Genomic DNA, 15,377 nt, shown 5'->3' with positions numbered 1-15,377 from the left:
CACACGCCTGCAAAGCATTTTTACGCTATCCAAGGATAAATCAAATATGCGTCATCCATTAGCCGCTGGCCTGTCCGGCTTGTTGTTAGCCACCGCGTTTGCCGGCGCAATGGCGCAGGCACCGCAAGCCGCGCCAACTTACGGCCCTGAGCTGCAGGGCTTCGCTTATCCCTATGCGTTGCAACATTACATTTTCGAATCGCAGGGAGAGCGCCTGCACATGGGGTACATGGATGTTGCCGCCGCTGGCAAGCCGAACGGCCGCACCGCCGTGCTGATGCACGGTAAAAATTTCTGCGGCGCGACCTGGGAGCAGACCATCAAGACCTTGAGCGAGGCCGGCTATCGGGTGATCGCGCCGGATCAGATCGGCTTTTGCACCTCGTCCAAGCCCGAGTACTATCAGTATTCGTTCCAGCAATTGGTGTTCAATACACATGCCTTGCTGGAGCAACTTGGGGTGAAGCAGGCCACGCTCATCGGCCATTCCACTGGCGGCATGCTGGCTACCCGCTATGCGTTGCTGTATCCGGAACAGGTCACGCAGTTGGTGCTGGTCAATCCGATTGGCCTGGAAGACTGGAAGGCGCTCGGTGTGCCGTATCGCACTGTGGATCAATGGTACGAACGGGAACTGAAGCTGACAGCCGACGGCGTGCGCAAGTACGAGCAAAGCACCTACTATGTCGGCCGCTGGAAGCCGGAGTATGAACGTTGGGTGACCATGCTGGCGGGACTTAACCAAGGACCCGGCCATCGTCTCGTGGCGTGGAACTCGGCGCTGCTGTATGACATGATCTTTACCCAGCCGGTGGTCTATGAATTCAAGAATCTGGGCATGCCGACACTGCTGATGATTGGCGATGCGGATACTACGGCGATAGGTAGCGATATCGCGCCACCCGAGGTGAAGGCGAAGATCGGCCACTACAATCTGCTGGGCAAGCAGGTTGCCAAATTGATTCCGGCATCAACGCTGGTGGAATTTGCCGGAAAAGGCCATGCGCCGCAGATGGAAGATCCTGTCGCCTTTCATCAAGCCTTGCTCGAATGGCTGAATCATCACTGAGCCGGCACGATCGGGGGCTGTTTTTTTGGTTGTTGCGTGGCATTGTTGGCTAAATGATATTCAATGGATCACGGCGGTTAGCAGTCTTCATGCTGCAATGCAAACTTCTACGGTGCTTCTAAAAAACGTGCGGCTTTGCGTTTGTCATGGGTAGAATCTGGATTGCAGTTCTCCGCTCGACATTCACCGTTCGAAAGAAAATCATGCACAGCGCCGCCGAAGAAAGAAAGCAGCAGAAACTGGCAGAAATGCTTCAATTTGCCCAAGATCGCTTGTCGCCGGAAAGTTTCGCGCCAATGCAGACCTTCCTGAGCGATTATTACTCGCAGGTCGGCGAGGAACAGATACTCAGCCGCGACGTCGCCGATCTTTACGGCGCTGCGGTAGCGCACTGGCAGTTTGCACGGCATTTCAACAGCGGCACGCCGCGCGTGCGTATCTACAACCCGCGTATCGATGAAAATGGCTGGGAATCCGGCCATAGCGTGATCGAAATCGTCAATGACGACATGCCGTTCCTGGTCGATTCCGCCACCACCGAAATCAATCGGCTCGGTCTAACCCTGCACGCAGTGATCCACCCGGTATTTCGCGTCTGGCGTGATGCCTCCGGCCAGATCGAGAAGATCCAGCGCGCTAGCGAAAGCAATGGCGCGGACGATGGCAATGCAAAGCTCGAATCGCATATTCACATCGAGGTAGACCGTTGCACCGAAACCGCAAGGATGGATGAAATCCTCGCCGGCGTGACCAAGGTGTTGGGCGATGTTCGGGCCGCGGTCGAGGATTGGCGCAAGATGCAGGCGGCGGCTAACAATGCAATCGAGGAATTGAAGCGCAATGCGAGCACGGACGCGGCATTGCAGACCGAAGTTGCCGAAGCGCGGGCGTTCCTGGAGTGGATGGTCGACGATCATTTCACTTTTCTTGGCTATCACGACTACGAACTGCTGAGCAACGCCGGCGAAAACTATCTACAGGGAGTCAGCGGTTCCGGCCTGGGCATATTGCGCGATATCTTGAGCAATGCCGACGATGTCGACATGACAAAGCTGCCGATTGCTGCACAAGGCGTGATCGATGCCCGTTCGCCGATTTTCATCACCAAGGCCAACATGCGCTCCACCGTGCATCGTCCGGGTTATCTCGATTATGTCGGCGTCAAGCGTTACGATGCCGACGGCAAGGTGATCGGCGAGCGACGCATGGTTGGCCTCTACACATCAACCGCCTACACCGTGCCCACCGGCGAGATTCCGTTGGTGCGGCGCAAGGTGGCGGCGGTGCTGGCGCGTGCCGGCTTTGTACCGAAAGGACATTTGGCCAAGACTTTGGCCACCATCCTCGAGCAGTACCCGCGCGACGAATTGTTCCAGGTCGACGAAGATGAGTTGTTCGACACCGCGATGGGCATCCTGCGGCTCGAAGAGCGCCAGCGTACCCGCCTGTTTGTGCGGCGTGATGCGTTCGGCCGGTACGTGTCCTGCCTGGTGTTCGTACCACGCGACCGCTTCAATACCGAACTACGCGAACGTATCCAGAACCTGCTGCTGGAAGCCTTCAAGGGTGATAGCCTGGAATTCACGCCTTTGCTATCGGAATCGGTCCTGGCGCGCATGCAGTTCACCGTGCGCACCCAGCCTGGCAACGTGATCGATGTCGATGTCGCTGAACTGGAAGAGCGCATCGTACAGGCGACGCGGCGCTGGCAAGATGATCTGGCCGAAGCCTTGCTGGAGCATCGCGGCGAGGAGCAGGGCAATCGCCTTTTGCGGCGCTATGCGGCATCGTTTCCGGCCGGTTTTCGCGAAGATTATGCAGCCCGTTCAGCAGTGCGCGACATAGAACTGCTGGAAGCCGCGCGACAAAATGCCGGCCTGGCGATGAACCTGTACCGGCCGATAGAAGCCGGTCCGGCCTCGCTGCGCCTGAAAATCTATCGCGCCGGCAAGGCGATGGCGTTGTCGCAGAGCCTGCCGATGCTGGAACACATGGGCGTCAAGGTCAATGAGGAGCGGCCGTACAAGATCGATCTGCAAGATGGCGAGCCGGCATGGATACATGATTTCGGCATGCAGACTGCGGACGATAGCGAAGTCGAGATTGACCGCATCAAGGATGTATTCGAAGAGGCGTTCGGCCGTGTCTGGAGCGGCGAGGCTGACAATGACGATCTCAACCGGCTGGTGTTGCGCGCGCGCCTGACCTGGCGTGAAGTGACTATTCTGCGCGCCTATGCGCGTTACCTGCGGCAGGTCGGTTCGACCTTCAGCAACGCCTACATCGAGCAGGCGCTGACCGCCAATCCGGCGATTGCGCGCAAGCTGGTGGAGCTGTTCCTGGCACGTTTCGATCCGGCGCAGGCCAGGGATGCCAGGTCGGAAGCAAAGGTTGCCGCGCTGCTGCAGCAAACCGAGGCAGCGATGGACCAGGTGCCGAATCTCGATGAGGACCGTATTCTGCGTCAGTTTCTCGGCGTTATTGGTGCGACGTTGCGCACCAACTACTTCCAGCGTGGCGCCGATGGCAAGCCGAAATCCTATCTGTCTTTCAAATTCGATCCGTCGAAAGTGCCGGGCCTGCCTGCACCGAAGCCGATGTTCGAGATTTGGGTGTATTCGCCACGTTTTGAAGGCGTGCACCTGCGCGGTGGCAAGGTCGCGCGCGGCGGCTTGCGCTGGTCTGACCGGCGCGAAGATTTCCGCACCGAGGTGTTGGGGCTGGTCAAGGCGCAAATGGTCAAGAATGCGGTCATCGTGCCGGTTGGATCGAAGGGCGGTTTCGTGCTCAAGAGCGCACCGCCTGCCAGCGACCGCGATGCCTATCTGCGCGAGGGCGTCGAATGCTATCAGACCTTTCTGCGCGGATTGCTCGACCTGACCGATAATCTGGTGGACGGCAAGGTCGTGCCGCCGCTCGATGTGGTGCGCTACGATCCGGACGATCCGTATCTGGTGGTGGCGGCTGACAAGGGCACTGCCAGCTTTTCCGATTACGCCAACGCCATTTCCGCCGAATACGGCTTCTGGCTGGGCGATGCGTTCGCTTCCGGCGGTTCGGTCGGCTACGATCACAAAAAAATGGGAATCACCGCAAGAGGCGCCTGGGAATCGGTCAAACGCCATTTCCGCGAGCTTGGTGTTAATACTCAGGAGCAGGATTTTACAGTGGTTGGCATCGGCGACATGTCGGGTGACGTGTTCGGCAATGGCATGCTGCTGTCGCAGCACATCAAGCTGCTGGCGGCCTTCGATCATCGCCATATCTTCCTCGATCCCAACCCCGATTCTGCCGCCAGTTTCGCTGAGCGCGAGCGTTTGTTCGCATTGCCGCGATCCAGCTGGGCCGATTATTCCGCCGCACTGATTTCTAAAGGGGGCGGCATCTATCCGCGCACGCTCAAGACGATTCCATTGTCGCCTGAAGTACAGGCCGCGCTTGGTATCTCCGCTGCAGAGTTGCCGCCTACCGAACTGATCCGCGCCATCCTGCTAGCCCAGGTGGACCTGCTCTACAACGGCGGCATCGGCACCTATATCAAGGCCAGCCGTGAAAGCCACGCGCAGGTCGGCGACCGCACCAACGACGCGATCCGCGTCAATGGCGCTGAACTCAACTGCAAGGTGGTGGCCGAAGGCGGCAACCTCGGCTGTACCCAGTTCGGGCGGATCGAGTTCGCCCAAAAGGGCGGCCGCATCTGTACCGACGCCATCGACAATTCGGCCGGCGTCGATTGTTCAGACCACGAAGTCAACATCAAGATCATGCTGGGCTTGATCGTTGGCGAAGGCGAGATGACCGAGAAGCAGCGTAACAAGTTGCTGGCGGAAATGACCGAGGAGGTCGGCCTGCAAGTGTTGACCGATAACTACTACCAGACCCAGGCCCTGTCGGTCGCTGGCCGCCGCGCGCCGACCCTGCTGGAGCCGGAGGCGCGCCTGATGCGCTTTCTCGAGCGCGCCGGACGGCTCGACCGTGCCGTCGAATTCCTGCCGTCGGAAGAAGAATGCGCCGACCGTAAAACCGCCAAGCAAGGCCTGGCGACACCGGAACGCGCTGTGCTGATGGCGTACAACAAGATGTGGCTGTTTGAAGAATTGCTCGCTTCCGAATTGCTGGAGGATTCATTCATCGCCGGCTCGTTGACCGCCTACTTCCCGCAGCCGTTGCGCGCGCGTTATCCGGAGGCAATGCAGCGTCATCCGCTGGCGCGCGAAATCATTGCAACTTATCTGGTCAACACCTTGACCAACCGGGTCGGCAGCACCTTTGTTCACCATCTGGCGGAAGAAAGCGGCGCTAGTCCGGCCGAGGTGGTGCGCGCCAGCGTCATTGCCCGCGAGGTATTTGAGTTCGAGGAAATCTGGCATGACATCGACTTGCTCGATAATGTCGTGCCGGACGTCTTGCAGGCGCAAATGCTGATTGATGTCGGCGCTCTGATAGAACAAGCCAGTTTCTGGTTCCTCCACCGTCATGGCAAGGGCGAAACCATCAGTGGCACCGTGGAACGCTTCCGCCAGGCCGCCAACCAGCTCGGCCCGCAATTGGTGAGTTTGCTGGCCGCCAGTGATGCCGATGCGCTCAAGGCCAAGAGAGACAAGCTGATACAGGCTGGCGTCTCGGAAGTTTTGGCGCGGCGGGTCGCCAGCGCCGAACTGATCGGCGCCGTGCTGGACATTGCCGAAGTTGCGGCATCGACCGGCCGCAGCCTTGAGCTGGTCGCCAGTGTCTATTTTGCGCTCGATCTCAACTTGAATTTCGGCTGGATGCGCGAGCGGGTCACCGGATTGCCGGCGGACACGCACTGGCAAACCCTGGCACGTAGCGCGCTGCAGAGCGATCTGACTGGATTGCAGAGAACTCTGACGGCAAATGTGATCCAGTTATCGCCGACGCTCGACCAGGCGCAGGAAATGGTCGAAGCCTGGCAAGCCTCATGCAAGACGCCGCTGGAACGCTATCGCCGCCTGCTGACCGATTTTCAGATGGGAGGTAACGTCGACCTGGCGATGCTGTCGGTGGCGGCACGGGAAATGCGGGAATTAAAATGATTGTGGGACAGATCTGCGGGGCTAGGATTTAGGAGTCGCCATGCTGCGACGAAGGACAATATCCTTGCAGCTCTGTCCGCAACCGACTGCGACAAAAGGCAACGCCATGCAAACAGTTCTGTTCGATACCGATGCATCGATCTGCACCATCACGCTGAACAAGCCTCACAAGCGCAATGCTGTCGACCGCGCGATGGCGGCCGATTTGCATGCTGCATTTGAACGCTTCGAAGCCGATGCGTCGTTGCGGGTGGCGATACTTACCGGCGCCGGCGATCATTTTTGCGGCGGCGCCGACCTCAGCGCCATCGGCGATCCCGATTTGCGCAATGAACTCGATGCCGAAGGCGGCGGCAGTGGTCCGATGGGGCCGACACGCATGGCGTTGTCGAAACCGCTGATTGCCGCCGTCAACGGCTACGCGGTGGCGGGAGGGCTAGAGCTAGCCTTGCTGGCAGATTTGCGGGTGGCCGACGAAGATGCCGTATTCGGCGTGTTTTGTCGGCGCTGGGGTGTACCGCTGATCGATGGCGGCACGGTCCGGCTGCCTCGTATTATCGGTATGGCGCGTGCGCTCGACATGATCTTGACCGGGCGCCCGGTCAGCGCCACGGAAGCATTCGAGATGGGACTGGTGAACCGACTGACCCGAGTCGGCGGAGCACCGGCTGAGGCTCAGGAACTAGCTCACCAGATTGCCAGTTTTCCGCAGCAATGCATGCTGACGGATCGGCGCTCCGCTTATGAGCAATGGGATTTGCCGCTAGGCGAGGCCTTGCGGCATGAGGGCAAGCAGGGGGTGCCGATTGTGCTGGCGGAAGGCAAGGAAGGAGCTGCCAGGTTCACCTTCGGTTTTGGGCGACATGGTCGTTTCGGCGACGAAGGATAGTTGGCAATTGACGTTCGTGTCAGTCAACGCGACCTGTCCGGATGTGACGTAGCGGGTGACGGATTTGGCTGCATGGATGCAGCGACGTGTTTGATGCAATGTCGAGCGACAGCTGATTTCTGCCGATTTTGTTATGATGTTTCTTTTTGAAAATATCGCCGATGGGCAGCCATAGACGATGCCGTTTCCCGCTGTATTGACACCTGCTGACGCAGACGATGGACATGACGCAACTACTTGGCCCTGCATTTAAACTCGTTGAAGAAATAGACGTTTCGCAACTCGATCAGGTCGGAGGTTTCGGCCACAGAACCCAGCCATTGCTGGTGAAGGGGGCATTGCGCAACTGGCCAGCCAGCCAGAACTGGTCTTTTGAAAAGCTGGCTGAATTGCGCAACAAGGATGGTTCGGAACCGACTCGTAAATTCCAGAACGGCCTGGTCGAACAAGGCGAGACGCAGGAGCGCCCGCTGTTGCCGATCGCGCCGTATTTGCGAGAACTGGCGGGCCTGGCCGGCCAACCAGTCAGTGAAGAAGTGGGCTTGCTGCCGAACCGGCGTCGCCGGCTGTTGCAGCCGGATGAAGAATTCCATCTGAACTGGGCGCACATGCAGTCGTTCACGCCGCATCGCAACTATCTGGCGCAATGGAGCATCCTCGAAGATTTTCCGCAGCTGCGCAGCGATTTTGACATCCAAAGCCTGTGGCCTGGTTGGCGCTGGACCTGGGAATCGGTGTTCATCGGCCCGGCGAATACCCATACTGGCCTGCACCGCGATGTGCCTAATAATTGGTTTTGCCAAGCGCGCGGCGTCAAGGAATTCGTTATGTTCCAGCCCTCGGAAGAGGCATACATGTCGCCGTCGAAGAAATACGACTGGGGCGCCACTTTGAGTTCGATCAACATCGCCCGTTTCGACGAACATCCGGAACAATTACGCGGGCTGGAACAGGCCAAAGGCTTGTATGTAAGGGTTGAGGAGGGCGATGCCTTGTTCATTCCAAAGCGTACCTGGCACGCGGTAGTGTCGCTGGCACCGTCAATCAGCCTGGCGGTGTTTGGTCTGACTGCGCAGGAGATCCTGCTGGAAGGCGTGCCGACCGCGACCAAGGATCTGTTGCACAATATGCATCTTTATCGCTGGGGACATTGCATTTGCCATAAACACCTTGCATAAGTGCTGTCGAAAGGCCGTGTAAGCCTGCGTCACGAATTCTTCCTGGCGCAGGGATAGCGAACCGGTTCGCAAATTTCTGTTGTTTCCTCATCGTAAATTTCCCTTGGTGCGACATCTTTTTCGATGTCGCCATCCACATCCAGGCATTTGAGAAAAAATAATTCCTGCGGCTTGTCCGGCCGTATAGAACCTCGCTCAACGGCTGCGGATGGCGCCGTTAAAAAAAATCCTGATTAGAATCATGGGCTTGTAAAAATTTAACAATTCAGCTCACGGTGGCGGGCCGCGATTTCGGTATGAAATCGATGCATCAAATGCTTTCGAACAGTTAGTCCAATGGTAGACAGCATGGGGGCTGTCCCCTTAACCTATCGGAATTCGAGGTTGGCACTTTGAGCCGGCACGATCTTACCAATGGAACGTTAAGGAGATACAAGCATGAGTCAGGTGAAATACACAGTTGAGCACGAATGGTTGCGCGTTGAGTCGGATGGTGTGGTCACTGTCGGCATCACCGACTTTGCCCAAGGACATCTGGGTGACTTGGTATTCGTACAACTGCCTGAAGTCGGCGTTGAACTCGCCAAGGGCGACGAAGCTGCAGTGATCGAATCGGTCAAGGCCGCGAGTGAAATCAATATGCCGGTTGCCGGCACGGTCACTGAAATTAATGAGGCTTTGGCTGATGAACCCGGCAAGATCAACGAAGATCCGCTGGGCGCCGGCTGGTTCTTCAAGATGAAGGTGAATGATGTGGCCGAGTTGAACAGTCTGATGGATGAAGCGGCTTATGCAGCCATGATCAAGGGCCAGGCTTAAGTAGCGGCAGCAGTACGCAAAGCCCACGCAATCTACTGTCTTACCGTTCACACACGATACACACGAAGGAAAAGCATCCATGACACAATCACGGCCTGCTCTAGAAGATCTGGCGCAACACGCCGATTTCATTGAACGCCACATCGGCCCGGATACCACCCAACAAAAGGCCATGCTGACTGCACTTGGTTTCGATTCAATCGAAGCCCTGATCAAGAGGGTCGTTCCCAGCGCAATCCTGGAAAAACAGCCGCTTGCTCTTGGCTCCCCGCGTAGCGAAGCCGAAACGCTGGCGGCGCTGCGCCAGATTGCCAGCAAGAACCAGATGTTCAAGTCGCATATCGGCATGGGTTATTACAACTGCCATACGCCGACCGTCATCCTGCGTAACCTGTTGGAGAATCCAGCCTGGTACACCGCCTACACGCCGTATCAACCTGAAATTTCACAAGGTCGGTTGGAAGCGCTGTTGAATTTCCAGACCATGGTGACTGACCTGACCGGCATGGAAATCGCCAATGCGTCCCTGTTGGATGAGGCGACTGCCGCAGCTGAAGCGATGGTGTTCTGCCAGCGCCTGTCGAAAAGCAAGAGCACTACATTCTTTGTGTCGCAAGACTGCTATCCGCAAACCATCGACGTGTTGCGCACCCGCGCTGCGCCGACCGGGATCGAGGTGGTGGTCGGCGATCACCGCAAGGACCTGGAGCGGCTCGACTGCTTCGGCGTATTGCTGCAATACCCAACCTTGAACGGCGAAATCCACGATTACGCCGACACCGTGCGCCTGGCGCATGGCAAGCAGGCGTTGGTGGTTGTCGCGGCTGATTTGTTAGCGTTAACCCTGCTGACGCCGCCGGGCGAATTCGGCGCCGATGTGGTGATTGGCAGCGCCCAGCGCTTCGGTGTACCGCTCGGCTACGGCGGCCCGCACGCCGCATACTTTGCCACCCGCGATGCGCACAAGCGCGTGATGCCCGGACGGCTGGTCGGCGTCTCCATCGACAGCCGCGGCGAACCCGCCTATCGCCTGGCGATGCAGACCCGCGAACAACATATCCGTCGCGAAAAAGCCACCAGTAACGTTTGTACAGCGCAGGTGCTGCTGGCTAATATCGCCAGCATGTATGCGGTCTACCACGGTCCGCAAGGCCTGAAGACCATCGCCCAGCGCGTGCATCGCCTGACCGCGATCCTGGCGGAGGGTATTCGCCGCTTGCATCACACTGTGCCGACGGCAGCATTCTTCGACACCATCACCGTGCATACCGGTGGCCATACCCAGGACATCCACGCTGCGGCACGTGGCCAGCAAGTCAACCTGCGCCTGATCGACGATGGCAGCATCGGCATTTCGCTGGACGAAACGACGACGCGCGCAGATGTCGAAGCGCTGTGGCAGATTTTTGCGGTCGGCAAGCCGCTGCCTTCGTTTGACCAGCTGGAAGCCGAGGCGGAAGAAAAGATTCCATCCGGGCTGCAGCGCGGCAGCGCCTACCTGAGCCATCCGGTGTTTAACAGCCACCATTCGGAAACCCAGATGCTGCGCTATCTGCGCGCGCTGGCCGACAAGGACCTGGCGCTGGACCGCAGTATGATTCCGCTCGGTTCCTGCACCATGAAGCTGAACGCTACCACCGAGATGATCCCGGTCACCTGGCCTGAGTTCGGTTCCATGCATCCGTTTGCACCGTTGAACCAGGCGCAGGGTTATCAGCAACTGGTGGCGGACCTGGAACACATGTTGTGCGTGTGCACCGGCTACGATGCGGTGTCGTTGCAGCCGAACGCCGGTTCGCAGGGCGAGTATGCCGGCCTGCTGGCGATTCGCGCCTATCACCAGAGCCGCGGCGAAGGCAAACGCAACATCTGCCTGATCCCGAGTTCGGCGCACGGCACCAATCCTGCGACCGCCCACATGGCGGGCATGCAGGTCGTGGTAGTGCAATGCGATGCGCAGGGTAACGTCGATGTCGGCGACTTGCGCGCCAAGGCTGATCAGCACGCCGGCGACCTGGCGGCGCTGATGATCACTTATCCGTCGACCCACGGCGTGTTTGAAGAAGCGATCGGCGAAATCTGCGACATCGTGCATGCGCACGGCGGCCAGGTATATATCGACGGCGCCAACATGAACGCGATGGTCGGTCTGTGCGCGCCGGGCAAGTTCGGCGGCGACGTCTCGCATCTGAACCTGCACAAGACATTCTGCATTCCGCACGGCGGCGGCGGTCCTGGTGTCGGTCCGATCGGCGTCAAGAGCCATCTGGCGCCATTCCTGCCTGGGCACCGGATGATGGAAAGCGGCATCGCGCCGGTGTCTGCGGCTCCTTGGGGCAGCGCCAGCATTCTGCCGATCACCTGGGCTTACATCACGCTGATGGGTGCGCAAGGCTTGAAGCAGGCCAGTGAAATCGCGATTTTGAACGCCAACTACATCGTGCACCGGCTGGCGCCGCATTATCCGATCCTGTACACCGGCAGCAATGGCCTGGTGGCGCATGAAGGCATCATCGACCTGCGGCCGCTGAAGGACAAAACTGGCGTCACTGTGGAAGACGTCGCCAAGCGTTTGATCGACTACGGTTTCCATGCGCCGACCATGTCGTTCCCGGTGGCTGGCACATTGATGATCGAGCCGACCGAAAGCGAATCGAAAGAGGAGCTGGACCGCTTTTGCGACGCCATGATTGCCATCCGCGAAGAAATCCGCGCGGTAGAGAACGGCGATATCACGGCCGAGCAGACAGCATTGCGGCATGCGCCGCATACGACGCAGGACCTGACCGACGAATGGCAGCGCAGCTACTCGCGCGAGCAAGCGGTGTTCCCGTTGAAGTCGCTGCGCCAGGATAAATACTGGCCACCAGTCGGACGCATCGACAACGTCTACGGCGACCGCAACCTGGTCTGTTCCTGCCCGCCGATGTCGGATTACGAATAGGGCGGTAAGTCAGGTGAGCAAGGGCGCCCACCCTACAGATTTTGTTCGACACTGGATTGCGAATGAAACACAGCGTAGGGTGGGCGTTTCGTGCCCACGTTTTGCCAAGACAACCGGTATACGTGAACCCGGGCGCACCTGGCGACAGGCGCCGCCCGACCAAGCAATCAAAAGGATTTTCCGCCATGAGCGATACCAATACAGCCGCACCTACGGCCCGCACTGCGCTCCACCAACTGCATCTGGAACTCGGCGCCAAGATGGTGCCGTTTGCCGGCTACGACATGCCGCTGCAATACCCTAGCGGCATCCTCAAGGAACATAACCACACGCGCAGCCAGGCCGGCCTGTTCGATGTCTCGCACATGGGCCAGTTGCGCCTGAGCGGCCCGGACGCCGCAGCGGCACTGGAATCGCTGGTGCCGGTCGATATCGTCGACCTGCCGCTGAATACCCAGCGCTACGCATTGTTTACCAATCCTGAAGGCGGCATCCTCGATGATCTGATGGTGGCCAACGGCGGCGATCATCTGTTCCTGGTGGTGAATGCAGCTTGCAAGCAGCAGGACACCGCGCACTTGCGCCAGCATCTGGCCGGCAAATGCCAGATCGAGGAATTGACTGACCGTTCCTTGCTCGCCTTGCAAGGCCCGGCGGCAGCGGCAGTCATGGCGCGCCTGGCGCCGTCGACGGCAAAAATGATCTTCATGCAAACCGCCAAGGTAACGCTGGCAGGTGCTGAATGCTTCATCAGCCGCTCCGGCTACACCGGTGAAGACGGCTTTGAAATCTCGGTGCCGAATGAGCAGGCCGAAGCGCTGGCGCGTCTGCTGCTGGCGCAACCGGAAGTGGCGCCGATCGGCCTTGGCGCACGTGATTCACTGCGCCTGGAAGCCGGCTTGTGCCTGTACGGGCACGATATGGATACCACGACCACGCCGATTGAAGCCAGCCTCGGTTGGGCCCTGTCGAAAGCCCGTCGCAGCGGTGGCGCTCGTGCCGGCGGCTATCCCGGCGCGGAGGTGATCCAGGGGCAACTGGATCAGGGCGTCGGCCGCAAGCGTGTCGGCCTGTTGTTGAAAGACCGCATGCCGGCGCGCGAAGGTGCGGAACTGGTCGATGCCAACGGCAAGGTAATTGGGCGCATCACTAGCGGCGGTTTCGGACCGACTGTCGGTGCGCCGGTGGCGATGGGTTATGTCGACGGCGCGCACGCTCAGATCGGCACATCGCTGCATGCCATCGTGCGCGGCAAGCCGGTACCGGTGGAAGTGGTCAAGATGCCGTTCACGCCGGCGCGCTATTTCCGCGGGTAAAACGGCGTTAATGATCAAGCCGTGGCCCCGTAGCAATGGCGCCACGGCTTGTGCAAATCGGCCGGTGCAATGCCGTCGGGAGGCTTCGCTGCGCGCTATCGCTAGTTGCCTGGCCGCATTACAGGCGCACTGATAATAGGCCTTCACAGTCCGGGGAATTGCACTATATTGAAATCCGATAGAACGAACTTGTGTCGTCAATACCGACGGTGCGTTCTGCCCTGATCAAGCCATTCCCTGTCCACCTCAGCCCGGAGGAGGCATCATGTCACTTTCCACCACCCTGGAGGAGTGCCTGCGCAGCAAAGGCAGCCAGTATAAGGTCCTTCATCACCCCTACACCCGTACCAGCATGGACACGGCGGAAGTGGCGCACATTCCTGGCGACCGCCTGGCCAAGACCGTGGTTCTGGAAGATGCGCATGGCTACGTGGCTGCGGTATTGCCGTCTACCTATCATTTGCATCTGTCCGAATTGTGGGACAAGACTGGACGCCACCTGGTGCTGGCCAGCGAAAACGAACTGCGCGAGCTGTTCAAGGACTGTGATGTCGGTGCGCTCCATCCCGTATGTAGCGCCTACGGCTTGCGTACTTATCTTGATGAAAGCCTGACGCAGCAGCCGGAAATTTATTTCGAAGCGGGTGATCATGAAGCCGTGATCCAGATGCAGATCGAACAATTCCTCGCATTGATGGATCAGGCAGAACGCGGCCGTTTTGCCCATCGGATGTGACCTGACGCCCTTGCACAGTCAGCCGTTGGCACGGCAAGGAGTGCCTGAAGCACGCCAACCCGAAAGTTTGCTAAACTCAACTCGACATGACCGAGCGCGAGGAAGCAGGTATGAGCCAAAGCAAACCTCTTACGTTGCACGTTCCGGAGCCGACTGGCCGCCCCGGTCACGAAACCGATTTTTCCTATTTGCATCTGGCCGCCGCCGGTGCGGTGCAGCGTCCGCCGCTGGATGTGCTTCCTTCCGATACGGCTGATCTGGCCTACGCTCTGGTGCGCGTGCTGGATGATGACGGCAACGCGGTCGGCCCGTGGGCGTCTGGCATTGATCGTGAATTGCTGCGGCGCGGCATGCGGGCCATGATGAAAACCCGGATTTTCGATGCGCGCATGGTGATCGCTCAGCGCCAGAAGAAAATGTCGTTCTACATGCAAAGCCTGGGCGAGGAAGCCATCGGCAGTGCCCATGCGCTGGCGCTGCAGCAGGGCGACATGTGTTTTCCTACCTATCGTCAGCAAAGCCTGCTGATGGCGCGCGACGTGCCCTTGGTCGACCTGATCTGCCAGTTGTTCTCGAACCGGCGTGATCCGCTGAAGGGACGCCAGCTACCGGTTCTGTATTCTGTGCGATCTGCAGGATTCTTTACTGTTTCCGGCAACTTGGCGACGCAGTTCATCCAGGCAGTAGGGTGGGCCATGGCCTCGGCGATCAAGGGCGACACCAAGATCGCTTCGGCCTGGATTGGCGACGGTTCCACCGCCGAATCCGATTTCCACACCGCGTTGACCTTCGCCCATGTCTATCGGGCGCCGGTGATACTCAACGTGGTCAATAACCAGTGGGCCATCTCCAGCTTCCAGAGTCTGGCCGGCGGCGAAAGCACGACTTTTGCTGCGCGCGGCGTTGGTTGCGGCATTGCCTCGCTGCGGGTTGATGGCAACGACTTTCTGGCTGTGTATGCGGCATCCAGTTGGGCCGCCGAACGGGCGCGCAACAATCTGGGGCCAACCCTGATTGAATGGGTTACCTATCGTGCCGGCCCGCATTCAACCTCCGACGATCCGTCCAAATACCGGCCAGCGGATGACTGGTCGCATTTTCCGCTGGGCGATCCGATTGCGCGCTTGAAGCAGCATCTGATCGGCATTGGCGCATGGTCTGAGCAGGAACATCTGGATACGGAAAAGGAACTGGAAGCGCAGGTCATCGCCGCCCAGAAGGAGGCTGAGCGCTACGGCACCTTGGCCAGCGGGCGGAGCGCCGGCGCCGAGACCATGTTTGAGGACGTCTACAAGGAAATGCCGGCGCATTTGCGTGAACAGCTGCGGCAATTGCGGCAGCTGCAACAATCCCATCAATCGGGGGAGTGACG

Annotated in this window: 9 protein-coding genes; all 9 read left to right on the top strand. The window is 59.0% G+C overall.

All coding sequences use genetic code 11. The features are described 5' to 3' along the window. The first annotated feature begins 46 nt into the window (after positions 1-46). The 9 genes from CAter10_RS11375 to CAter10_RS11335 all read left to right on the top strand — a co-directional run bounded on the left by CAter10_RS11375 (position 47) and on the right by CAter10_RS11335 (position 15,375). Complete coding sequence (locus tag CAter10_RS11375; protein ID WP_061533496.1) at positions 47-1,069, top strand: alpha/beta fold hydrolase; 1,023 nt, start codon at positions 47-49, stop codon at positions 1,067-1,069. 203 nt (positions 1,070-1,272) lie between these two features. Beyond that, positions 1,273-6,123 (top strand): NAD-glutamate dehydrogenase, encoded by a 4,851-nt coding sequence (locus tag CAter10_RS11370; RefSeq protein WP_061533495.1) that lies wholly within the window; start codon positions 1,273-1,275, stop codon positions 6,121-6,123. 106 nt (positions 6,124-6,229) lie between these two features. Then, positions 6,230-7,012, top strand: a complete 783-nt coding sequence (locus CAter10_RS11365; protein WP_061535300.1) for a crotonase/enoyl-CoA hydratase family protein — start codon at positions 6,230-6,232, stop codon at positions 7,010-7,012. 224 nt (positions 7,013-7,236) lie between these two features. Further along, positions 7,237-8,190: a cupin-like domain-containing protein gene (locus CAter10_RS11360; RefSeq protein WP_061535299.1), complete on the top strand. Its 954-nt coding sequence runs from the start codon at positions 7,237-7,239 to the stop codon at positions 8,188-8,190. 438 nt (positions 8,191-8,628) lie between these two features. After that, positions 8,629-9,009, top strand: coding sequence for a glycine cleavage system protein GcvH (gcvH, locus tag CAter10_RS11355; RefSeq protein ID WP_061533494.1), 381 nt, complete (start codon positions 8,629-8,631; stop codon positions 9,007-9,009). Positions 9,010-9,088: 79 nt separating this feature from the next. Beyond that, positions 9,089-11,953 carry an aminomethyl-transferring glycine dehydrogenase gene (gene gcvP, locus CAter10_RS11350; RefSeq protein WP_061533493.1) on the top strand — a complete coding sequence of 955 codons (2,865 nt, stop codon included), beginning with the start codon at positions 9,089-9,091 and terminating at the stop codon, positions 11,951-11,953. 185 nt (positions 11,954-12,138) lie between these two features. Further along, positions 12,139-13,269, top strand: a complete 1,131-nt coding sequence (gene gcvT / locus CAter10_RS11345) for a glycine cleavage system aminomethyltransferase GcvT (protein ID WP_061533492.1) — start codon at positions 12,139-12,141, stop codon at positions 13,267-13,269. Positions 13,270-13,534: 265 nt separating this feature from the next. Further along, positions 13,535-14,005: an aminoacyl-tRNA deacylase gene (locus tag CAter10_RS11340; RefSeq protein WP_061533491.1), complete on the top strand. Its 471-nt coding sequence runs from the start codon at positions 13,535-13,537 to the stop codon at positions 14,003-14,005. A 110-nt stretch (positions 14,006-14,115) separates the two neighbouring features. Continuing rightward, complete coding sequence (locus tag CAter10_RS11335) at positions 14,116-15,375, top strand: 3-methyl-2-oxobutanoate dehydrogenase (2-methylpropanoyl-transferring) subunit alpha (protein ID WP_061535298.1); 1,260 nt, start codon at positions 14,116-14,118, stop codon at positions 15,373-15,375. The last annotated feature ends 2 nt before the right edge of the window (positions 15,376-15,377 follow it).

It is taken from the genome of Collimonas arenae, assembly GCF_001584165.1.
In the GTDB taxonomy this organism is placed as follows: Bacteria; Pseudomonadota; Gammaproteobacteria; order Burkholderiales; family Burkholderiaceae_D; genus Collimonas; species Collimonas arenae.
Note: the sequence above shows the minus strand (reverse complement) of the source record. Positions and strands in the feature narration are given on the sequence as shown.